Here is a 22842-nt window from a genome sequence, read left to right as displayed (position 1 = left end):
ATGCTGGATCCAGTTAAATCGTTTGTTCGAGACCACGGTTTCAACGTAAGCGTACGCCCAACCCCCTCTAGCTGATCAGACCTTCGCCTGCTTCAACCATTGATTGACCCACTCGCAATCAAACGCCGTCGGATCGAACCCATCATCCCCATACCACTCCGACATTGCCTCGTGCTCAGGGTGATTCGGATCCGCCAACGCCGCCAGAAAATCTTCGTACCCTGGGGCGCCACCGATGTCCTCCGGCGGGCGAGCATTGGCTCCTTCGATGCAACACGGCACTTGCGGGAAAATAATCGCGGGCAACGTTTTCTCGACTTTAATTCGCAGTTCCCAGTTGTCGCCGAAGTCATAGACATAGCGAAACGTCTTCTTCCCGTACAACACGCTCATCAGCTTTTTGCGCTGCTCCGAAATCACTGGCGGGCCCCATTCCGGGTCCGGCACGCCATAACTTTCACCATCAATTTCAAACTCGTGCAGGTGCGTATCGCTCCAGCCGAAAACGACCTGGATCACGCGATGCAACTTGCTCAAGGTGATGCTTTCAGGCACTGCCACCCGGCGCCAGATCGAAGGTTTTATCCATTTAAATTCCATGTGCAGTATCAGCACACGGTCGGTTTCAACCACGGAGAGATGAGATGTTTTTGGCATTGATCAAGCAGCCTCGCAGCGTTCGAAAGGGTTAAGAGAAACGTTCCAGGGTAGTAGTTCGTCCACCCGATTGACGGGATGGTCGGCGATTCGCTCCAGCACATGGGTCAAATAGGCTTGCGGGTTCAGGTCGTTCAGTTTGGCCGAGCCTACCAGGCTGTAAATTGCAGCGGCTCGCTCTCCACCGGCATCGGAACCCACGAACAGATAATTTTTGCGACCCAAAGCGACGGCGCGCAGCGCGCGTTCGGCAGCGTTGTTGTCGATTTCGATCCGTCCGTCATCGCAGTAGCACACCAAGGCCTGCCACCGGTTGAGGGCATAGAAAATCGCACCGCCTAATGCCGATTTTCTCGACAGTTGCGTCAGCGTCTGGTTAAGCCACGCGTGCAGCTGTTCCAGCAGCGGGCTTGCCCGGCTTTGCCGAGCGGCTTTTCGCAGGTCGGGTGGTTGGCCTCGAATCTCGCTTTCGATGGCATATAAGGCCGCGATACGTTGCAGCACTTCGGCGGCAAGTGGTGAGGACTGGTCTTTATAAACGTCGTAAAACTTACGCCGGGCGTGAGCCCAGCAGGCAGCTTCTTGAACACTACCCGAGCTATACAACTGAGCAAAACCGGCGTAGCCATCGGCCTGCAAGATCCCGCTGAAGTTTTTGAGATGAGCACGGGGATGTTGCCCCTTGCGATCCGGCGAGTAAGCAAACCAGACCGCCGCCGGCGTCGTGTAGCCGGCGGGTCGGTCATCGCGCACGTACGTCCACAGGCGTGCCGTTTTTGTTTTGCCGGTGCCCGGTGCAAGCACGCCAATCGGCGTGTCGTCGGCGTGGACTTTATGGCCGCTCATCACATGGCGCTCAAGCGCGTTGATCAGCGGCCTGAGCAGCTGGCTGCTCTGCCCAACCCAGTCGGCCAGGGTTGAGCGTTCCAGATCCACACCTTCACGGGCATAGATCTCGGACTGCCGATACAGCGGAAGATGATCGACAAATTTGGAGACCAATACATGGGCCAGTAACCCCGGGCCTGCAAGGCCGCGAGCTATCGGACGACTCGGTGCAGGTACTTGCGCTATGTGTTCGCAGCAACGGCAAACCAGCTTGGGGCGAACATGGCGAATCACTTTAAAGCGTGCCGGAACGTACTCCAGCACCTCAGACACATCCTCGCCCAGCTGGCGAAGCGCCCCACCACAGCCGGAACATTGCGACTCAGGCTGATGAATATGAATTTCGCGTGGGAGATAGTCCGGCAATGGCTTGCGGCGGGAAGTTGTACGAGGTGCTGGCTCAGCGACCGGTATCACTTCGGCTTGGCTGACCTCCAGCTCTTCAAGGCTCAACTGGAGCTGATCGATCATCGCGTCCAACTGCTCGGAGCGACGACCGAACTGCGTACGCCGTAGCTTGGCGATCATCATTTTCAGGCGTTCAATCTCTGCTCGCTGAGCAGAGACCAGGGCCTTCAAGGCATGAAGATCATTCGGCAGGGAATCGGTCACGAGATTCATGGCCGAATATTACTAAGATCTTTCAGCGCGTAAAGTCAGACCGCGAGGACGGGTGCTGTACGAATTGGCCTGCGCCAATCAATGCCTTCCAACAGCATCGACAACTGCGCCGCCGTCAGCGACACGCTGCCGCTGGTTGCTTGCGGCCAGACGAAGCGACCTTGCTCCAGGCGTTTGCAGAACAGGCACAAACCGTCGCCGTCCCACCACAGCAATTTGATCCGATCACCGCGTCGTCCGCGAAAGGCAAAGATCTGGCCGCAGAAGGGATCGGCTTCCAGCTGTGTTTGTACCAATGCTGCCAATCCGTCGAAGCCACGGCGCATGTCGGTGACGCCAGCGGCGATCCAGATACGGGTTCCAGCGGGAGGCGCAATCATCGCAGCAACTGCTGCAAGGTGAGTTGCAAGGTCTGCGGGTCAGGTGAGCCGGTGATGCGTAGCTTGGCTTTTCCTGCTTCTATAACGATCTCGGAGTGGGGTTTTTGCGGCAGCGGCGCTGCTGACTGCAAGTCGATGGGTGCTTTGATCACCTCGACGGGCAAGAACGTTGCGCTCAGGCTGACCGGGCCGAATGCGCCGTCCTGGTATTGCTGCCGCCAGCGAAAAACCATGTTGGCATTGACGTCATGCTCGCGAGCGATCATCGACACTGAGGCGCCGGGTTGATATGAGGCTTCGACGACTTTGCGCTTGAATGCGGATGGGAAGTTCGGGCGGCGACCGGAGCGACGAGTGGGAGTTATATCCAAGATAGTGTCCACTAAAAAATGGTGTCCACTATCTTGGTTAATTTGGAGAACGGTAAGGAGTGGGTGCTGACCGGACGGTTACGTTTCAACAGCCCTGATGATGTCTTGGACTTGATCCTGCGTACCCGCCACTCGTTCTCAGAACTCCATGCCAAAAGCGCTCGTCTTCAAGCAGATCTAGCCGAGACCTCATGGATGTTCACATATCCGACTGTGGTAAATGATCAGGCGATTACTCGGTTCGTTTACTTCCACCAGCATCACAGCGCCGAATCCTTATGCGCGCTAACCGAGGGAAAAGTGATGTGCTTCCCTGGAGGTTTTTCCTTGGAGCAAGCGCAAGAGCTACAGGCCAAGCTACAGGATGTGGTGACTGCATCAATCGAATCGCATCCTATTGATCAGGTGAGAGAGCTGGTGGTCTCCTCCATGCTTAAGTTGATTAGAGAAGTTTCAGCCATCAGCGAAACAGTCTCGAGCACGTGTGACATCGCTCTAGTAGATGGTAAAGGGTGATGGTTGCGATGTCAGCCTGGGCGGGCGATCAGGCGCTAACGTTCACTTCGATGCCCCACCACGTGGCCGATTAAGCCAAAAAGGGGCGCGTCTTAAAAGCCCCCAGGTGCTCTCCCTCAGATGCATCTTGGCTAAGAGGCTTCCATCTTCTCATAGGCCGGCATGATCGAATGTTCTGCAGGAGCCGGTCTTAAATGGATAGGCCTTCAGGTCACTCTCACATCGGCAACCAATATAAACTGAGGTTGAACCCTATAACCGCCAAACCCTAGGAGCTTCACAATGCTGGCGACCGATGATCCATTCGAACGAGCAGAGCAATATCAGGCCCAGCGAGGTGAATGGGTGGTTGGCGGGCTAGAAACCCAGGTTTTCTGGCCGAATAGGGCTCAGCTGATAAACTTTGAGGCGCTTGAGTTTCTGCTGCAACCAGCTATATCCGAAGGGCAGCATCGGAGCCTCCCTGCAATCGCGCTTCGAGTTAATGGTCAAGGCATGACTGTCAATGAAGGGCGAGCTGCAGTGATGCGCCTGGCCACTGCAATTGCCTGGCGTGAGGATGCGAAAGTAGAGATCGTCATATGGGGTGGTGGTAGCCATCCACATCGAGTAGGCATGCTTCGCAACAATGCCTTTACCGAGTATTTTTCTGACGAGAACCTCCACTCCCCTCAAAGCGATGAAGCCCGCAAAGCAATGGCCTACTATCGCGAAGGGCTGTCACTCAGCAATCCCTTCTACTCGTTTCTCGGATTCTACAAAGCGTTTGCCCGCTCTTTGCCTGTTGGCCGAGAACGAGGGCCGTGGATCCAGCAGGCCCTCCCGGTATTAACGGACAGAGATTCAATTGCCCGTCGTGATGAGTTGCAGGCTCTTGGCACCGAAATTTCCGACTACCTAGCAACACAAGGCCGCCATGCTATCGCCCATGCCGAACGCGACGATATCGTAGATCCAGATGATCCGGATGACCACGAGCGGATTCACATGGACAAGCCACTGATGAGACATCTTGCTGAGCTCGCTATGGAGGAGCGTCTTGGGGTGCCAGCACGTTGGGCATATGAACGGGAGCACCTGTATGAGCTCGAAGGATTTCGTGCTCTGCTTGACCAAGAGCAGTTGGACGGGCTAACGCGGGGTGAGCTCGCCCCTAACCGGCAATACGAAATTCCTGATGAGTTTTACGTACTCGCACGCAAAGGAAAATCATGCACTCCCCTTGGAAACATGCGCCTTACATCCGCAGGCATGGATGACGGGAAGGTAGGTGTCCGTCTGGAGTCGGCAAACGGTCGAGTGGCGTTTATTTTCTGGATGGATTTCAGAAACGAGCGTCTCCTAATAGATCCTCTAGCGGGCTGTGGCTTACTAAATGAACGGCGTGATAGCAGAAGTGACATCCAGTCGGAGCTCTCTCTACAGGAGTTCAAATTCGCCTTGTACTGTAATGCGTCGGTGGAAATCTGGTCTTCAAACCTTCAACAGCGATTAGGTAAATCAGAGCCTTTCATACTGGAGAATGCCATGCCAGACTTGGCTGGGCATCGGCAGATCATCGACGAGCTCAAAGCCGCCTTGGATAGAATTCCCCCTGAAGAGGGCTAACTGTTCCGTGGAGGCGGTGAAGTTATGCGACTCCCTCAGTTGCAGCAGCTCCCTGCCCTGCGCTAAGGGCATTTGAACGTCGCAATGCACTGTGTCGTCATCGTCTGTCATGCCCATCGGAGTTCTCCACTCAACCTATCCGTCTGCTGCCGCGCCCCACAAGGGCATTTTTTATGCGAGCCCCTGCGGGGAATGGCTGTCGTGAACCGAGCCTTGGCCAAGCCTGCGTCTCGGCCCTACAAGCTTCCATCCCACACGCCGTGCGCTCCGCTTGCGACCGTCAGCGCGAACTCCATCCCATCATGACCAAAGCCAAGATTGTCGGAAGTTGACTCTCAAATTTTGCGCCTCCCCCTGCTGCAAGTGCGTCGCGCCATGACCAAATACATCGGCTAAGCTTGCGGATAACACCTGTCAGCCGGATTTAAGGCTGCAAGAAAACATAAACTATCTACATTACCAGGTGAAGCACATGGCAAAACAGCTTTCCCCTGCTGGGGTGATGGCGCTCAAAGAGTCGCTATGTTCGGTGTATTGGTATAAGTCGGAGCTCAGGGGATTTTTACAGCTCTGTCTTTCCACGCCAGCCATCCTTAACCGGTTTAACTGGGAGAATTACAAGCGCCAGATTGCCTCGGACGTGGTCGATTATTTGTGTGCTAATGCTGAACCCCATCTGGGTGATCTGACGAAGATTTGTTATGAGCTTTGTAGGATTACCGACTTCTCTCACCTTCAACGGTTGGAAGATGGCCACCAGAAAGTGGAAAAAGCTAGAAGTGCAGTCAACCAGCTCAGATCACTGGTAGAGCCACATCAGGACGTCAAAAAAGAACAGGACGAGATTAAGCGCAGGCAAGAAGTCGCCGCCAAAAAGCTCCGTGAAAACGCTGCTGTACGGCAGAAACTCCAAGCCATAAACACACGCTATCTGGCTCTGATTGGCTCTGACAATGCACAAACTCGCGGCTTCGAACTGGAGCGCGTAATGTATGAAGTGTTTGAACTATTCGACCTTGACCCCAAGGCCTCGTTTAAAAATAAGGGAGAGCAAATCGACGGTGCCTTTTCCTTGGACGGAACTGAATATCTGTTCGAGGCCAAATGGCAGAAAGACTCGGTCAACAAAGGTGATCTCGCAATTTTCACCGACAAGGTGAGAACCAAGCTGGACAACACGTTAGGGATATTTCTATCCATAAATGGCTTTTCCCCGGATGGAGTTGCTGCACACCAGGCTGGAGGAGCGTCAATATTTCTGGTTGACGGAGGAGACCTAATGGCCGTGCTTGAGGAACGAATCGACTTTGTAAGTTTGCTGCTCAGGAAAAAGCGCCACGCCGCGCAGACCGGGCAAATTTATCTCAGTTACTACCAGATGGTTGCCTCTGGGGCTGTCTAGTCACATCCCGAAACGTGCCATGATCCTATCGACATCGCGCCCTACATCGCGACGCTCGGGATAGCTTCGAAAGCGCCAAGGGGATCGAACACCTTGACGGCAACGTTGAATCCCTTCAGCCCCAAAATAGTGGCATTCTGTTACCATGCGCGGTGAACGTCTGTAACGACCCCACTGAATACAACAGGAGCCAAGGAACGGTGGCCGATTTATCAAGTGGTTCAACGGGGCACGAAGCCGGCGCTTCCGCGTTAGGCTTTTATTACCAAGCCCACTACGCCTTGCTGTCGCTGTTGCGACATTCCACGGATGATTCAGCAGTTTCCATCGAACGCCTCGATGACGTGCAGCTGGAAGTGAATGGCCAGCACCTGCTCATTCAGCTCAAGCATTCTCTCTCTAAACGGCCACCTCCCATTTCACTCAGCTCAACGGCGCTATGGAAGACGATCAAAGCGTGGATCGATACGCTGCCGAGTGTGTCTCTTGCGTCGACCAGATTCCATTTGATCGCTGTTGGGGCCATACCGGACGGATCTCCGCTGCTTTCGTTGCTTGAAGGAAACACTGATCGACACTCGCTTCTCATGGCAATGACAGAAGAAGCAAAACGAGTCGTCGACCGACGTGCCACCTCCACCAAAACGCCCCTCCCCTATGCGGATCGGGCGCCAGGATGTGAAGCCTTCTTGGCGTTGAGTGATTCAGGTCGTTTGAATTTGCTAAGGCAAATCGAGATATTCCCGAACAGCCCTGACATCACCCAGATCGAAGCCTTGATAGCGCAGCAGCTGAAATTGACACCTGTCGAGTACCGTCCCAGTGTCACAAAGCGACTTGTCGAATGGTGGAGCCTTCAGGTCGTACATTCGCTATGCGGTATGAGAGACCGGGCAATTTCGTTTACCGAACTGCAGCACATGTTAATGGAGATCGAAAGCGATCTGGTCGAGGACAACTTGTCGTGGGAATTTGAGGACGCGATGTTTCCCCCAGGTCATTCGCCCCACCGCATGCTTGAACGGCAAATTGCCTTGGTCAATGGCAGTAAGGTCGACCTGAAACGCTGCACTCGAGATCAATGGCGAGCCCATGGACAGCGCTCGAGCTGGGTTTCCGATAACCCAAGCATGAAGCTCAAGGTCGCCAAATATGACTCCCGACTGATCGAATACTGGTCTGACCTGCATGAACAGATGGCATTGGACTGCGAAGATAAAGATGAAGCGATCAAGCGAGAGAGTGGCCTCCAGCTCCTGAGGTGGGCTTATGACGAGGCGCCTAAGAACGTGGAACCGATCTCTACGCCGAGTCGCCACTTCTACATCCGAGGCACTTACCAAACTCTCTCGATAGACCGTCGAGTGGGTTGGCACCCTGACTACATTAACCTTCTGGAGGATGAGTCTTGATAGTCGCTCACGACCTCTACGCTGAAACGAATCCTGCGTTCTGTGCCTATATCCTCGCGACCTTCACATCGGCCTACGAAGAGGAAAAATCTAGTAGTCCGGAGATGTTGCTCTGCTATGCAGCATTGCCGATTGCGCTGTCAGGAGATCTGGAAAAAACGTTTCTTGGGACTAACCGCCTGACCGGGCTTCTCGAGTGGCTACAGAGAAATCCGGTCGTCCAGATTGACCTCCGCGAACGCATCGATAGCTCGGCAGACATCGTTACTGAAGCCATCCAATACGGCTGTTTTTCGAAGCTCTTGAGTATCAATGAGCAAGGCCTTTTGTCAGCAGGGCCGAAGTCCACGAATAAGAGCGCGATCAATCGGCTCAGCTCTCCTAATTTGAATGCCTTCAAACGTGCCCGCTCACTGGGATATTGGATGGCAATGGCGGGAAGCACCCGCACGACACTCAACATGATGGGGTTGACCGTATGAATCGCTGGAACATTGCGAGCATCTTCTTCCTTGGGGAAAAAGGTCGACTGAGAACAATCACACTAGAGCCAGGTGTGAACATCATCACTGGCGCCTCCGGCACTGGAAAATCGACGCTGATCAAGGCCATCGACTACTGCTTGGGATCGAGCGAGTGCGAGCTCGCGGCGTATGTGCGTCGTCACAGCATCGCGGTTGGAGTCAAATGGATCTCCGATAGCGCTGAAATGATCACGGGACGCATCATTCCACCACTCACTCAGAAGAGTAGTGGGAGTATGTTTGTCAGCACCGGCAGAGACCTACCACTCCCTCGGACGATCAGTGAGTTCGAAGGAGCTACCACGCTCAAGTCAGCGAGGGCACTCATTGAGCGAGCGTTTGGAATTGGGGATCTTGCTGGAGACTCGCATGAAGCTGGTGTGCAGCGCTGGCGAGCCTCAGTGCGCCACGCCACTGCTTATATGTTTGTGACCAAAGAAGTCATCAACAACGAGAAGGCATTACTCCACGGCCTAGATCAGGCAGACGAAGCAAAGGGCATCATTGAAACGATGCCTTATTTTCTCCGTGTAGTGAACGAAGAATCCGTGATCCATGAACGGAAGCTCCGTGAGCTGCGCCAACGGTATGACCGGGAAGAGCGCCGTCAACGCACCCAGAAAGCGTCCGACAGTGAGTTCAGGACAGTGGCAATGCGGCTTTTGATGGATGCTCAGCGATGCGGCATGATCAGTGCTCGCCCGGACAGTCAAGCTACGGATGAAGAACTCAAGGCCGCCCTTGTTGCAGCTCGCAGAAGCTCAGCCAGTGGCTCGGTCAATCCTGACGAAAATGAACTGCCAGCGTTATACGCTGAGCGGAAAAGGCTGCTGAGCCTGTTGGATTATCAACGTCGCAGAGTACGTGCAACTCAGACCGCGCTAACTGAAATGGAGGAATTTAGGGGCACAGTACAGCGCCAATATGAAAAGTTGGAGATTTCAGAACACATGCGGAAGATCGGCGATGTGTGCCCTGTTTGCGACTCGCCTTCTCAGAAGGGACGGTCAATAGCAGGTGCTTTGCAGGCCACCCTCCAGATCATCCGCTCAGAAAGTGTTGCTGTGGAAAGCGTAAAGCCACGACTCGTGGAGCATGACCAAGTGCTTCATGACGAGCTCAAAGGCATCAATGCCGATCTCAAGGCAGTGAACGAGCGGATTGCAACATGGGTGCGGCAAAACGAAGAAAATAAAAGGTTTGAGTCGGCTTCGACTTATCGGGCGAATCTGCTAGGAAAAGTCTCACTATTTCTTGAGCTCAGCCCTGCTGAACGGCCAGCCGCAGTTAGCCTTGATGTGCTGCGCACTCAGATTGAGGAGCTGGAAGCGAAAGTCGACCATGCTGCCAGGAAGGTGCTATTGGATAGGGCTCAACGCAAGGTCTCGGAGAGAATGACGAAATCAATCGTTTATCTGCCGACCAAAGAGCCATGCGTTGATGTGGACATTGAATTTTACGCTCGTCCACCCGAGGTAGCGGTCATCGAACGTGGACAGAATGCCGTCCTGCGAATGATAGACCTAGGTTCTGATGAAAACTGTCTGGCTATTCATGTTGCCCTCACCTTTGCCTTGCAATCGTTCTTCAAGGACGTTGGAGCGCCAGTACCTGGCTTCCTGGCTTTCGATCAGATAAGCCGCCCCTACTACCCGACTCGTGGTGAAGATGAAACCTTCCTCACAGGTGAAGATGAAGAGATTCTCGCAATGCGCAAGCACATCAATTTTTTATTCAATGAATCGGCGGCTCAGAAGGATCTCCAGGTACTGCTGATCGAACACGCCTACTTCGCTGATGATCCCCGCTATGTGAGTGCGACAAGGGAACGATGGACTCGTACCTCTGGGAATGCATTGATCCCTATGGATTGGCCGCAGCGATCTGAGCAGTGATCACAGTTCCCTGTCGGGTTCCTGTCGTGTTGTGTATAGGAGTGTCTAACGGAGCACGATGAAGGGAAGGAAGACCGTCGGGCCTGGTCGATCAAGGCACACTTGGCGCAGAACCATCAGAAACGAATCTAGAGAGGGTGAACGGCTTAGACATGTTGTGCGGGAAGCTACCTCACAACGACTGGAGTAATTCTGCAGCCGTAGGAAGATGCATGGCGAATACCCGCATCACGCCCCCTTTGGCAAGCATTAGACGTGAAAGGCCAAATTCTCGATGCAATATCTTACGAGCGGATCGATCTGCAATTTAAACCGTCGTTTTAGATACAGGGGCGATGCCGATCTTGAGCAGAGCCGAGGGATCAATGGCACCTGCCTATGACGGATGCCACCTTTAGAAGCCAAGCCTGAGCTCGGTAGCATCAGACAACCGATTCGAAAACTGCTATCTTTTGCTTCTAGAGTTTAGGAACAAGTGCCATGCGGCTCACCGAATATGACCTCGGCTTCAGATTTAAGAAAAATGTATTCACAGTCGCTGGAATGATCGATAGGTATCATGATGAGCGGATTTTCCTCTATCCCGATCACATCTACAGCAAATCATGGAGCAAACGCGGGAAGTCCACGTTTGTTGAAAGTATTCTTCTCGGAATGCCAACAACAGAGTTTTGGTGCGAGGAAGATAACTATGGCGCAATTTCAGTGCTAGATGGCACGCAACGCGTTCAATGCTTACTTGACTTCTGCAATGACGAGTTCTCTCTACAAGACTTAAAACTTTTACCCAATCTTGAAAACTTACACTACTCCGAGCTACCATCTCGTTACGCATCAACGTTATCAAATCGAGCGGAGCTATACTTCACAACAATCAGTTACGACACACACCCTGCATTAAAGTTTGAATTTTTCAAAAGAATCAACTCCGACTCTTATCGCTTCCCAGTCCAAGCAGCCAGAAACTTTGCCTTCAGGGATCATTTTTTATTTATCAGGAGCACGCAGCGGGCTTGCTCAAGATATCTAGAACCATCAAGTTCAGGCTCAACACTTTCAAATAAAAATGAATACTTGCACGCTGCGAGTTTTGACGAACTATATTTATTGTTAGCAGCATTAACATTGACATTCAACAAAGTCATGCGACCCAATGAGGATACAACACAAGCCTTGTTAGATGAAGCAGCGATGCAAATTCATTTCTCAAACTTTGACACAGACATCCTTAAGCGCGACATTAGAGCCAATCTCAGATCGATTTACATACATACTGGAAATACAATTTTTTTTGATCCACATGTTGCGTTCAGTCGTAGGCTTCGACGAGATACTATCGATAGCAACTTTTTGCTTACGCAAAACCAAATTGTCCACCTGTACATCTACTCTTTGAGAGATCAAATCAGATCGTTGAATGACGTACATGAAATATTAGAAAGTTCTCCGAGAGCACCTACCCGCGTTGCTTCCTCATATTACAGAAGGTTATTTAGGTGAGCATAATAAAGTCACTAAAGATAGAAAACTTCAAGTGCTTTGTAAGTGCAGAATTTGAATTTACACCGCTCACAGTTTTTTGTGGCTCGAACTCCGCAGGAAAGTCTACGGCACTCCAAGCGCTATTACTAATTAAGCAAAGTCACAATAATGGTAGCCTCCTTAATGGAAATCTCAGCTTAGCTGGAGAATACTTTTCATTCGGCCACGTCAAAGATATCTTCAGCCATGACGCGCTGGGTGATAGTATTACAATTACCTTGGACAAGGAAATATTTTCAAGCAACGTAAAAGCTCTCAACGCAGATGACTATTATTTGACGTTACAATCATCGCCAAAATTGAACCACAACTTTTACACCTCTAGCTTCCATTATCTCAGCGCTTACAGACTTTGCCCTCAAAACAGCTATGATACGAATTTCAATACTTCCGTTATAGATATAGGGATCTATGGCCAGTATGCAATTTCTGAATTGGTTCGATATAAGGACTCACCTTCACCAAATCAGAAGCTAGCAAAAAAAATATGTGCACACCTCTTGACTCAAGATGATGACCGGCAAGTCAAACTGGAAATCGCATTTAGAGAGGCAATGAAAAAAATAACTCCAGGATTTGAGATCAATCTAACTGACCATAAGAATCTAGATAGGGTTTCTAACACTTTTCCAACTGGAGGAAAATCTATAAATGAAGTTAGACCTGTTAATACAGGATTCGGAATTAGCTACGTTATACCGATAGTGCTAGCAATGCTTTGCACCTCCGAAGGAGGGTATTTGCTTGTTGAAAACCCCGAAGTACATTTACACCCCGCTGCTCAATCAATGCTTGCCGAACTTCTAACGATGGCTTCGACATGCGGAATTCAAGTAATCCTAGAAACACATAGCGATCACATAATTAATGGTATTCGCGCCCACGTTAAAGAAAACAATATTAACTCCGGCTTTGTAACAATTAACTCGGTAAAGTCCGACAACGGAGCCAGGTTGATTACAAAAATTTTAATTGAGAACGATGGCGGCTTGAGCGACATGGACACCGGTTTTTTTGACCAGGCCGAAAAAGACTTGTTGAGGCTGTTCTGATGAAAATTTATATCAATGACCGCTCAATTGATCGCCAGGCAAAAGATCATCAAGAGGCGATGTCCATATTGACCACGCTTGCCAAAGTGGTATCGAAATCTAAATCAATAGCCTTCGAAAGCAAGTCCTTTAGAACAAAATGTTTTTTAGATAGAGAAATCATTAACGGAGTGACAGTTAAATCCGTATTAGTTAAGGCAGTAGCAAGGCAGTCAGCTAGTGAAGAACTCGCAAGAAAATTCACCCTGATGACGTTAATGTCTCGCCCACACACTGATGATCGACATTTGGGTGAAGACGACACCATCCATGACGAAACAGGAACCTGCCTTAAAAGCTCATGCTTCGACGATGCAGCAGAGTCCATCTCCGGATCACTCATGATCTCTGCAGAAAACCACCACGCATATATAGATGAAAGTATCAGTTACAAAAGTTCGATATACGGCAATATCACCTCATACAACATCTACACCGAGGAAATGCTCGACAATTTAACTTGGTTTTTTGAGCACAATCCGAAGCATGGAAGTAAGCCTCGTCAGGTCGCCGGAGTTATAATTAGCGAAATGAATCTAGCTAATGAGAAAGCGCAAAAAACTTTGACTAATGGGATAAAAATAAATTCTAAAATTTATGGATTCGTTGATGGTAGCTGGTACCAGTATCATTGCCACCATGAAAATAAATATCACGGATTTAAAGTAACGCTAAGCGAAAACGACCGAGACCATTGCTTGGTGCTTAAAAAAATGACTGCACTTGGATTCAAAAACGACTGTGGACAGGTATTTCTTTAATTACTAACACCAGAGGTCAACTACCTCAGAATAACGCTTTCCCATAAGCTAGCGGCATCTGAATATCGCATTACACCGTGCCATCGTCGTCGTGTCCCATTCCCGTCATCCGCTCAGTCTGTTCCGGGTTTGTATCTAGCAGCTCTATGCAGCTTTAGGTGCAGCATCTCTGCGTTCCAACCATCCAGGAATTTACCCCAGTCGCAGGCGTAAAACCCATCTACTAACCTGGTCGACCCTACGTTTGCTTGAAGGAAGCGCTCCCGCCACGGCTGAGGGATATCAAGCTCCAAGACAATATCGATACCGGACTTATGACGCTTCACCGAGACGACGTCACGCACCTCACTCAGTTCAAGTGCCTTATCCGTGGAAGGTCTGCTGTCTCGCTCTTGGGTGTCGAGGCTATCGAGGATGAAGACGAGCTCGAATGCATTCGGATCGCCAGGAAGGAGGCTGGCAAGAGACCAAAGTGTCTTTCGCCGAGTTCTCTCAAGCTCGCAAACTTCATCGAAGTTCATTTCAGCCTCCTTTTCAAGGCTGGGCAGTGGTTGGGGCGTGCCGCCTTCGCTGCCCGCGCGCCCGAAGCTCATGATGTGCAGTCCTAAGGTATGCGAGGCATGATAAACACGAAAGGGAACGCCCCTGCCGGAACGTCCCTTATTGCTCACTCAGCGACGAAAAAGGCGGTCTAGAACCAACAGAGCAACTGCACCAATCGCGATTGCAGCAACTGGTTTTTCTTTAACGAATGTAGATACGCTGTCCAGTGCGTCGCCATAGGTTTGTGTCAGCTGACCAACAGCTTGGCGCCCAGCACCTTCAGCTTCCAGCTTCGAATCACCAAAAAGTTTCCCGACTGCGCTTTGCGCTTTGCCAGCAACTTTTTCTACAGCGCCTTCAACCTGTTCGCTTTTCATGATTCACCAAGCCTTCGTGTGTAAGGGGGACGCTCAGGCATCGACCTGAGCTAGAGGTTATCTGCAAAGGCTTAGGGGCATGAGCTTTATAATAAGTTCAAAGTTGAGGAGGCTCAGAAGCGATTCACAAAGCGTCAGTGCCTTCCCAATGCTGCGCTATGCTGAGCTTCCCTTAAGGAGTCCACGAATGCCCAGAGAATACTCGTTGTCGGATGTGCTGGAGAGGATGTACCAAAACCAGCTAGCGCTCGAGGCTGCTCTAATGGAGCTAACCCTCCAGGTGGAAGGTCAAGGACATGCGGAAGTCGGCGACAACGTCCGTGGCGCCCTTGACACCATCAGCGAGAACGCTGGACATATCAAGCAAGGTCTAGCCCGCCTCAGCAAGCTCCCATGATCCCGCCGCTATTTGAGTTTGATCTCAAACGCGTTTCTCTTGAGCATTACATTACTGGGAAAGCTGCTATCAATTTCCCGCACCCTGAAAGCACCACTGACGGATGGCATTTCCCGTCCTACTTCGACCGGGATTCGGGGGCAGGCGAACGTGCTAGCGAAGGCTATGAGGTGAAAAACCGGTCGCGACTAAGGCCCGATCCACGCATGATGTCTCGTGGTCATACTCTTCGGCACTTCTCCCACGGCTTAGCGCTATCCGGCCAACCCGTCCATTTTCTATCGCGGAGCAACCTATGCGCTTGGCTGAATTCATCATACAAAATATGGAGCCCATCCTTCAGCAGTGGGAGGACTTCGCCAAGACGCTAACCCCGGCTGCGGAGGGGATGGACACACTAGCGTTGCGAGATCACGCGGAGGATATGCTGCGGACGATTGCCGCTGACCTTCAAATGCCTCAAAGCCATGCAGCACGGATTCTGAAATCCCACGGAAATGCGCCTCGATCAGACGGCATCGCCTCGTCAGAAACTCATGCTGATCTTCGACACGCCTCGGGCTTCACCATTGGACAGATGATTGCTGAGTACAGGGCTCTGCGCACCAGTGTGCTTGCCTTGTGGCTACCACCTAACCACGTGTCCAAGGATAATGAAGTTCATGACGTAATCCGCTTTAACGAAGCTATTGATCAAGCCCTTGCTGAGTCGGTAGTAACGTACACGACCGCCGTGGACAGCGCGCGCAATGTATTCCTGGGTGTGCTCGGTCATGATTTAAGAAGTCCGCTCGGAGCTATAGCACTTAGTGCTGAAGTTCTCTTACGTGCCGGGGATCTTCCGCCAAAACCTACCAAGAACGTGTCTCGTATTTACACCAGTGTTAAGCGGTCAATCAAAATTGTAGGTGATCTCTTAGATTTCACACGCACTCAATTAGGATCGGGAATCCCAGTTCGCATTGAACTGGAAGACTTGGCTCAGACATGCAGGGGGATGGTTGAGGAAGCGAGGGCGTATCACCCAGACCGGCAGATAAATCTGGAGTCCGAATACACTCTGCATTGGCGCTTTGATAAATCCAGGATGGAACAGGTAATCACCAATCTAATCGGCAACGCGATTCAGCACGGGGCAACCGAGACCCCCGTCACCGTCACTCTAAAAGCGGAAGCAGGTTATGCCATGGTGACCGTTCACAATGCCGGAACTCCCATAGAGGAAAGTGACAGGGCAGCCCTTTTCAATCCATTGATTCGACAATTGCCAAACGGGGATGTCGAGTACGGCCCTGAGGCGGGTTTAGGGTTAGGACTCTATATCGCATCATCCATTGTGAATGCCCATCATGGACATATCGACGTTTATTCTGAAGCTGAAACTGGTACCACTTTCACCGTCAAGCTCCCATTGATCGTCGCCTAGGTGGGACGAGTTCTCGCTCGGACTGCGCTGTGGGGGTTAACCTCAGATTTTCTAGAGCATGCCCGGCACATGACTTCGATGAGCTGAAGCCATGTGCACTCACTTTGCCTTCAGTTCCTTAACGCTTTGGCCACAGCACTGACGAATGCCGCTTGCTCCTCATAAAGGGAGTTCGGTGACTCTGCATTCTTCCATGTCGACCACTGCACTACTACCAGCCGCTCAGCGGGATTGATCGCAATGGCTTGTCCGTAAATACCTAGCGCCCAAAATGTCTGATCCTGACTGATAGTCCCTTTCGATTGAGTGCTGGCATCCGCCGCCGGTGCGTTGTACCACCACTGGTAGCCATACTGACCCTTTGGCGCGACAGCGGTCACGGAGCCCTTGGCCTGCGTCCAGTCGGTAGAGCGTTTAATCCAGTCATCTGGCAACAGCTTTTCGCCCCCTGGCAATTGCCCGCCGCTCAGCACGAACTGACCAAACCGCCCCCAGTCCCTCAGAGTCGCGTTAAAGCCATGACCACCCATGTCGACTTTGCCTGGCACCAGCGCATGCCATACGCCGTCCTGCTGCATGCCGTAGCGGCTCCAGATCTGCGTTTCCATGTATTTGGCAATGGTCTGGCCTGTAGCGTTCTCCAACACCCGACCCACCAACCAAGCACCGCCAGTGTTGTAAGACCACACTTCGCCAGGCTTAACTCCAGGCTTACGCTTCACCGATTTCACGAGGTTCAGCACGCACGTGTAAGGATCAGGCTGCGCTTCGCACTGGGTCATATGCGAAAAGTCGGAATCCTTCGAGGCATAGTTCTCGTCCCAGATCACACCTGATGTGTGCTGAAGCAACTGGTGCAGAGTCACGTCCTGCCAAGCGCTGCCTTCGAGCTCAGGGATGTATTGAGTGATCTTGTCGTCCACCGACTTAATCTTGCCCTCCTTGACCGCAACGCCCACCAGTACACTGACCACTGACTTTGCTACCGAGCGGGACGTCCACAACGTCTGCGCCGTGTTGCCCTTGTCATAGTGCTCGTAGGCCACCTTGCCATCCTTAAGCACCAACAGGCCCGTCACGTTTTGGTTTCGCAAGTAATCGTCCATACCATGAGGCATGCCATTTAGCATGTAGCGCACTTCATTGAGCTTGTGATCGGCTTCGGGTAGTGGATACGGCTTGATCCCGTGGGTACGGAAGACATCGCCGCCATACATCCGGTATGTGTTTCGGAAACCAACTACGCGCGTTTCCTGATCCCAACCAAGCATATCCTTGGCGTTAGGCAGGGTTTTGTCGAAAGGCTGAGGGCATACCTGAAGCCCAGGCACGCCACAAGGCGCCTCGGTATCCTGGGCTTGTACAGAGCCAGCCAATGCTGCCACTACAGACAATAAAGTGAACGATTTTTTTATTCTTGATATCGCCAGCATCTGCGGCTCCTCGTATGGCGTGAAAGTACGCGCAGGGCAGTCTGGATAACTTGTGTGGTACGGAAAAGAACAATAAAGTTACAGTCATTATTAAAAAAACTAACACCGGCAGGTTTTCCATGACGATTGATCGGCTCCCTCCGCTGAACGCCATCCGTGCCTTCGAGGCAGCTGCTCGTTTGGGCAGCTACGTGGCCGCCGCCCAAGCGTTGCACGTCACCCAGCCGGCCATCGGTAGGCATGTGAAGATCCTTGAGGAATGGCTGGGCGTGCGCCTGCTTAACCGCTCGCCACGTGGTGTGAGCCTGACGCCGGAAGGTGCCTACTACTATCAGTCGGCGTCCGAGTCATTCAAGATTCTGGCAGAAGCCGGGACGGTCATTAGCCGCCGTAGTCCTGAGCGCTGGTTACGGATCCTGTGCGTGCCTGCATTCGCATCGCGCTGGCTAACGCCACGCATTGAAGCGCTGCGTAGTACCAGGCCCGACGTGAAAATCGCCATTGAGCCAAACGCCACCTTTACTAAGGTCGACGCCCGTAAGGCAGACCTAGCAATAGCCTATGGCCTTCCCGGCGAATTCTCCGACGTGCATGAGGTGCTTATTCGCCCAGAAGTCTTCGCGGTGTGCTCTCCAAGCTTCAGGGCCGAACTGCCCGCGCAAATAGAGGTGACAGACCTGCCGGATTGCAAGCTGATTCATGTCGATGACGGGAGCTGGTGGAGTAGCTGGTTCGCAGCCCAAGGAATTCGTAAGCGGGTCAAGGCTGACGCCTCACATATCAGTAACGACGTCGTGCTGAACTTGGCTAGAGAAGGGCACGGGATCGCACTGGCCACCGAGGTATTAGTGGAAAGAGAGCTGAACGAAGGAAGCCTTGTGAGATGTGTCGCTCAGGGCGCGCCGCTGGAGAGCTATCAAGTTCTTACACCGTCGCAAACGCCAAGCGAAGATGCGTTATGGTTCATCAAGTGGCTTGGAGAAAGCTTACGGCGTAGCTATCGGAATGGAGAGAGCGATACTTAAGTTATGCTCAGCCTGCATTCCAAGGTGGAAAAAGCAGTCAGCTAGGAGGCTACGAAATTCGTAAACGTCCGGGCATCACACCTTTCCTGACGCTTGAGGCGAAGGTTTCCTCAAATATGCGGACGGCATCGCCCTTATTGGCTAGGATCGTCAGGTGTGGACGGCGGACGTGCACAGCGATTACCGCCAGTGTGCACCATGCAAGCAGTCGGTCGGGCAGCTGAAAACACTCCAAAGCGCTCACCACGGTCACTGACCCCGCTGGGAATTTTACGGTCAACTCGACTGCTTCTCTTCTTAGACACATATGCACGCCAAGAAGGCGTGTCTGCCCCAGCAGCCCACTTCCAATCTCATGCAGAAGAAAAACCTCAGTAGAGATTCATGCAGGTAAATGGTTGGAATTGGATGAAGCGACAACCCGGTCAAAATGACCAATTTTGAACGCTCATAGTCTTTAAGACCATTGTCATACTGACTACATCAACGATAAGCCTCTGATTTCCTGAGACTCGATACCTGGCATAGCGGTTGCTTCGTCTGTTGCATCGACGATAACTGGATTCAATATGCTCACCCAATCGCAGCGTGAAATTATCAAGGCAACCGTTCCCATTTTGGAAACCGGTGGCGAAGCGCTCGCTACGCACTTTTACAAAATCATGCTTGCTGGACATCCCGAAGTCCGACCACTCTTCAACCAAGCGCATCAAGCCAACGGAGCGCAACCACGCGCGCTCGCGAACGGGGTGCTGATGTATGCCAAAAATATTGATCGGCTTGAAAATTTGGGGCCCCTCGCAAGCCAGATCGTAAACAAGCATGTCGCCCTGCAGATACTTCCACAGCACTATCCGATCGTGGGAGCGTGCCTCCTTCGCGCGATCAGGGAAGTGTTAGGAGAAGAGATTGCAACAGATGCCGTGATAGATGCTTGGGCCGTTGCCTACCAGCAGCTGGCCGATATCTTGATAAATGCCGAAGAAGAGGTTTACTACAATATTGCCCACGCTCCCGGCGGTTGGCGCGGAGGAAGGTTGTTCCGCGTTTCTTGCAAAGTGCCGGAGAGCAGCGAAATTTCCTCGTTCTACCTGGAGCCTGTAGATGGCAAAGCAGTAATCGCCCATAAGCCAGGCCAATATATCGGTTTACGTTTAGAGATAGATGGCACTGAAATTCGTAGGAATTACTCGCTGTCGGCTCCCACGTCCGGTTCAGGTTTGCGCATAAGCGTCAAACGCGAGGCAGGTGGCGTTGCATCCAATTATTTGCACGACGAGATTACTGCTGGGTCTGTGCTGGAATTATTTCCACCGCTAGGGAATTTCATTCTGGTCGAGGGAACCAAGCCGCTGGTACTTATCAGTGGCGGGGCCGGGATTACGCCAACGCTGGCGATGGCCGAAACAGCTCTCAAAGCGGGCAAGCGTGAAGTCGTATTCATCCACTACGCTCGCAGTGCTAGGGCACAATCATTTCAGGCAACATTGGATCGATGGCAGCAACGCTACCCCCTGTTCAAGCTATACACAGTACACAGCGAAGCTAGCGCCGATGCTGAACACCTTCCGACCGCTACAGGCATGCCCGCAATGGAGCATCTGACGCAGTGGTTGCCTCAAGATAGGAATGTTGAGGCGTACTTCATCGGGCCCAGGCCTTTTATGAAATTCATGAGGCGTTCTCTTGATGAGCTGGGCGTCCCCGCTGTCCAGACGCATTACGAATTCTTCGGCCCAGAGGAAGCGTTGACTTAACGATCAAGCGCTGTGAAAGGTCGCTTATAGCGACCTCCCATGCGCCCAAATATCTCCCTCATTGGCTGGAAGGATGAGCTAAACCCACAGCTACAAGTTTGAAAGCCCGGCCATGTGCATTCCGGTATTCGCAACGCAAAAGGTGGCTAACCATGTCAAAAGCAGACCTATCGTCGAGACTCGGCATTGATCATTCAATTATTCAAGCGCCCATGGTGGGGGTTTCTAACCCCAAATTGGCTGCGGCAGTTTCCAATGCCGGTGCGCTGGGTTCCATTGGCTTAGGTGCGAGTGATCCGAATCAGGGGCGAGACCTGATCAGACAAACAAGAGCCCTCACCGACAACCCCTTTAACGTCAACATGTTCTGCCATCGTCCGGCCACGTTTGATCATGCGAGAAATAACGCATGGCTTGAGCATATAGCCCACACGTTTGCGGAGTTTGACGCCATCCCACCGGGGACTCTTCGGGAAATATATAAAAGCTTTGTAGATGACCGGGAGATGCTTGAAATGCTGCTGGAAGAACGGCCAGCGGTAGTGAGCTTTCATTTTGGTGCGCCGCCACCGGAATGGTTATCGGAACTTAAGGCGGCAGGTATTTTTACGATAGGGTGCGCTACAACCTTGCACGAAGCCCGATTGCTCGAGTCAATTGGCATCCAGGCAATTGTTGCACAGGGCCATGAAGCGGGCGGTCATCGTGGCGTGTTTGAAGATACCCCTGGGCAAGATCATCAACTGGGTCTTTTCGCGCTTTTGCGCATCCTAAGCATGAGTGTTGATCTCCCGCTTATTGCTGCTGGAGGAATCATGGATGGCGCCGGCATAAATGCCGCATTGGCCCTTGGCGCAAGCGCTAGCCAGCTGGGTACAGCGTTTATCTTATGCCCCGAATCATCTGCGACCCGGGAGCACCGAGAAATCCTTAAAACTGCCAAAGCCCATGAAACGCAAATCACCAGTTATGTCTCGGGACGGCCCGCTCGCGGCATTTCCAATCGCCTATACCTAGAGTCCCAAATCGGAAAAATTCCGGCACCGGCGGAATACCCATTGGCGTACGACGTTGCTAAAGCCTTGCATTCGGCTGCGAGTGCTAAAGGCTGCCATGATTTCGCGGCTCAGTGGGCAGGGCAAGGAGCTCCTTTGGCGAGAGAGCTACCTGCAAGAGTCCTGATACAAACGCTCGTGGAAGAGATGCGCACAGCATCATTGTGATCATTCATTTGAAAGGTTTCTAATATGCCACTGTTGAAAATTGATGTAATTAAAGGGCGCTCTGAGGAGGCCTTAACAACTCTTCTGGACACTGTTCATAACGCCATGGTTGAGGCATTTGAAGTTCCTGTAAGGGATCGCTATCAGATTTTGACTGAACATCAATCTTCACGATTGGTTATTCAGGACACAGGCCTTGGGTTCACCAGGACGGACAATGTAGTCGTGATCACGGCGGTAAGCCGGCCAAGGTCGGCAGAAATGAAGCAGAAATTTTATACGCTTGTTGCCCAGGGTTTAGAACAGAACTGTGGTATCGCGCCTCAGGACGTGATGATTTCAATCGTCATCAATGGCGACGAAGATTGGAGTTTTGGCTTGGGTCGAGCGCAATTTTTGACTGGCGATCTCTGAAGTGCAACGGCCCGCAGGCAGGCGGGTCAAAGCCAAACGGTTTCATAGAAATCCCACTAAGATTAATTATATTATCTACGAAAAAGGAACTCTAAGATGCATAGCCCTGTATTCATGGGAGTCCACGAGGTTTTATGCCGGTTCTTCGCGGCTTTCGACAAGCGCAATTGGACTTCCATGAACGATTGCTTGGCGTCGGAGGTTTTTATCGACTACTCATCCTCCGGTCGCGAGGCGCCGGGAATAATGAGTGGTGAGGAATTCGTGCAACGGAGAGCGACTGCGTTGGACAACTTGACAAAGCAACACAGTTTTTCCAATCTTTACATCAACTGTGATGCAGATGTACAAAGCGTCCGCGCATCTTGCAATTATCTGATATTGCGATTCGACTTGCGAAATCCAAAACAGGATGAAAACTTCTTTCATTCATGTGGCGAATATGTATTCGAGTTGGATAAATTCGGCGACGAATGGAAAATTACGAGTATTAAGCAATTAAAACTTCAAAGTTGGGGAAACATACATTTGCATGGCGGTACGGCTACAATCCCCTCCTAAGGGTCAGAACCCGCCTGC

Annotated in this window: 23 protein-coding genes; 16 read left to right on the top strand and 7 right to left on the bottom strand. The window is 51.8% G+C overall.

Annotated elements, in window-relative coordinates; all coding sequences use genetic code 11:
* Positions 1-75: 75 nt before the first annotated feature.
* From ACYZT1_RS08055 to tnpA, 4 genes are read right to left on the bottom strand one after another with little or no spacing between them, the layout of a single operon-like run.
* Positions 76-657 (bottom strand): plasmid pRiA4b ORF-3 family protein, encoded by a 582-nt coding sequence (locus ACYZT1_RS08055; RefSeq protein WP_462018459.1) that lies wholly within the window; start codon positions 655-657, stop codon positions 76-78.
* Positions 658-660: 3 nt separating this feature from the next.
* On the bottom strand, positions 661-2166 hold the full coding sequence (gene tnpC / locus ACYZT1_RS08050) for an IS66 family transposase (protein WP_462018458.1): 1506 nt from the start codon (positions 2164-2166) through the stop codon (positions 661-663).
* 35 nt (positions 2167-2201) lie between these two features.
* Positions 2202-2546 (bottom strand): IS66 family insertion sequence element accessory protein TnpB, encoded by a 345-nt coding sequence (tnpB, locus tag ACYZT1_RS08045; protein WP_341965725.1) that lies wholly within the window; start codon positions 2544-2546, stop codon positions 2202-2204.
* Positions 2543-2917, bottom strand: a complete 375-nt coding sequence (gene tnpA / locus ACYZT1_RS08040) for an IS66-like element accessory protein TnpA (protein WP_462018457.1) — start codon at positions 2915-2917, stop codon at positions 2543-2545. Before tnpA ends, tnpB begins: the two co-directional genes overlap by 4 nt.
* A 33-nt stretch (positions 2918-2950) precedes the next feature.
* Between tnpA and ACYZT1_RS08035 the strand changes: the two genes are divergently transcribed.
* From ACYZT1_RS08035 to ACYZT1_RS07995, 9 genes are all read left to right on the top strand, one after another.
* Positions 2951-3433 (top strand): hypothetical protein, encoded by a 483-nt coding sequence (locus tag ACYZT1_RS08035; protein ID WP_462018456.1) that lies wholly within the window; start codon positions 2951-2953, stop codon positions 3431-3433.
* Between the two features lie 282 nt (positions 3434-3715).
* Positions 3716-5041 (top strand): methylamine utilization protein MauJ, encoded by a 1326-nt coding sequence (gene mauJ, locus ACYZT1_RS08030; RefSeq protein ID WP_462018455.1) that lies wholly within the window; start codon positions 3716-3718, stop codon positions 5039-5041.
* A 472-nt stretch (positions 5042-5513) separates the two neighbouring features.
* Positions 5514-6443: a restriction endonuclease gene (locus ACYZT1_RS08025; protein ID WP_462018454.1), complete on the top strand. Its 930-nt coding sequence runs from the start codon at positions 5514-5516 to the stop codon at positions 6441-6443.
* A 200-nt stretch (positions 6444-6643) separates the two neighbouring features.
* Positions 6644-7855 carry an ABC-three component system protein gene (locus tag ACYZT1_RS08020; protein WP_462018453.1) on the top strand — a complete coding sequence of 404 codons (1212 nt, stop codon included), beginning with the start codon at positions 6644-6646 and terminating at the stop codon, positions 7853-7855.
* Positions 7852-8337, top strand: coding sequence for a three component ABC system middle component (locus tag ACYZT1_RS08015; RefSeq protein WP_462018452.1), 486 nt, complete (start codon positions 7852-7854; stop codon positions 8335-8337). Before ACYZT1_RS08020 ends, ACYZT1_RS08015 begins: the two co-directional genes overlap by 4 nt.
* Positions 8334-10274 carry a DUF3732 domain-containing protein gene (locus ACYZT1_RS08010; RefSeq protein ID WP_462018451.1) on the top strand — a complete coding sequence of 647 codons (1941 nt, stop codon included), beginning with the start codon at positions 8334-8336 and terminating at the stop codon, positions 10272-10274. The genes ACYZT1_RS08015 and ACYZT1_RS08010 overlap by 4 nt, the downstream gene beginning before the upstream one ends.
* A gap of 480 nt (positions 10275-10754) precedes the next feature.
* Complete coding sequence (locus ACYZT1_RS08005) at positions 10755-11774, top strand: hypothetical protein (protein ID WP_462018450.1); 1020 nt, start codon at positions 10755-10757, stop codon at positions 11772-11774.
* Complete coding sequence (locus tag ACYZT1_RS08000) at positions 11771-12868, top strand: AAA family ATPase (RefSeq protein ID WP_462018449.1); 1098 nt, start codon at positions 11771-11773, stop codon at positions 12866-12868. Before ACYZT1_RS08005 ends, ACYZT1_RS08000 begins: the two co-directional genes overlap by 4 nt.
* On the top strand, positions 12868-13668 hold the full coding sequence (locus ACYZT1_RS07995; RefSeq protein WP_462018448.1) for a hypothetical protein: 801 nt from the start codon (positions 12868-12870) through the stop codon (positions 13666-13668). The genes ACYZT1_RS08000 and ACYZT1_RS07995 overlap by 1 nt, the downstream gene beginning before the upstream one ends.
* Before the next feature lie 113 nt (positions 13669-13781).
* On the opposite strand, the gene ACYZT1_RS07990 is transcribed toward ACYZT1_RS07995, so the two are convergent.
* Positions 13782-14261, bottom strand: a complete 480-nt coding sequence (locus ACYZT1_RS07990) for a hypothetical protein (protein ID WP_462018447.1) — start codon at positions 14259-14261, stop codon at positions 13782-13784.
* Positions 14262-14339: 78 nt separating this feature from the next.
* Positions 14340-14588, bottom strand: a complete 249-nt coding sequence (locus tag ACYZT1_RS07985; protein WP_462018446.1) for a CsbD family protein — start codon at positions 14586-14588, stop codon at positions 14340-14342.
* Between the two features lie 187 nt (positions 14589-14775).
* On the opposite strand from ACYZT1_RS07985, the gene ACYZT1_RS07980 reads away from it, so the two are divergent.
* A complete protein-coding gene (locus ACYZT1_RS07980; protein ID WP_462018445.1) occupies positions 14776-14985 on the top strand; it encodes a hypothetical protein in 210 nt (69 codons plus the stop codon).
* A gap of 295 nt (positions 14986-15280) precedes the next feature.
* Entirely contained in the window at positions 15281-16411 is a 1131-nt protein-coding gene (locus ACYZT1_RS07975; RefSeq protein ID WP_462018444.1) for a sensor histidine kinase, read from the top strand.
* A 110-nt stretch (positions 16412-16521) separates the two neighbouring features.
* Here the strand turns inward: ACYZT1_RS07975 and ACYZT1_RS07970 are convergent, their stop codons facing one another.
* The gene (locus ACYZT1_RS07970) at positions 16522-17844 is read right to left on the bottom strand and encodes a serine hydrolase domain-containing protein (RefSeq protein ID WP_462018443.1); all 1323 of its coding nucleotides are present in this window, start codon (positions 17842-17844) and stop codon (positions 16522-16524) included.
* A 119-nt stretch (positions 17845-17963) separates the two neighbouring features.
* Here ACYZT1_RS07970 and ACYZT1_RS07965 point away from each other — a divergent pair, with 119 nt between their 5' ends.
* The 5 genes from ACYZT1_RS07965 to ACYZT1_RS07945 all read left to right on the top strand — a co-directional run bounded on the left by ACYZT1_RS07965 (position 17964) and on the right by ACYZT1_RS07945 (position 22824).
* Positions 17964-18869, top strand: a complete 906-nt coding sequence (locus tag ACYZT1_RS07965; RefSeq protein ID WP_462019207.1) for a LysR substrate-binding domain-containing protein — start codon at positions 17964-17966, stop codon at positions 18867-18869.
* A 569-nt stretch (positions 18870-19438) separates the two neighbouring features.
* Positions 19439-20626 (top strand): NO-inducible flavohemoprotein, encoded by a 1188-nt coding sequence (gene hmpA, locus ACYZT1_RS07960; RefSeq protein ID WP_462018442.1) that lies wholly within the window; start codon positions 19439-19441, stop codon positions 20624-20626.
* Between the two features lie 152 nt (positions 20627-20778).
* On the top strand, positions 20779-21849 hold the full coding sequence (locus tag ACYZT1_RS07955) for an NAD(P)H-dependent flavin oxidoreductase (RefSeq protein WP_462018441.1): 1071 nt from the start codon (positions 20779-20781) through the stop codon (positions 21847-21849).
* 24 nt (positions 21850-21873) lie between these two features.
* Positions 21874-22263, top strand: a complete 390-nt coding sequence (locus ACYZT1_RS07950; RefSeq protein WP_462018440.1) for a tautomerase family protein — start codon at positions 21874-21876, stop codon at positions 22261-22263.
* Positions 22264-22359: 96 nt separating this feature from the next.
* A complete protein-coding gene (locus tag ACYZT1_RS07945) occupies positions 22360-22824 on the top strand; it encodes a nuclear transport factor 2 family protein (protein ID WP_462018439.1) in 465 nt (154 codons plus the stop codon).
* Positions 22825-22842 lie beyond the last annotated feature (18 nt).

It is taken from the genome of Pseudomonas sp. PB3P13 (assembly GCF_054897735.1).
This window is presented reverse-complemented; position numbering and strand designations above follow the sequence as displayed.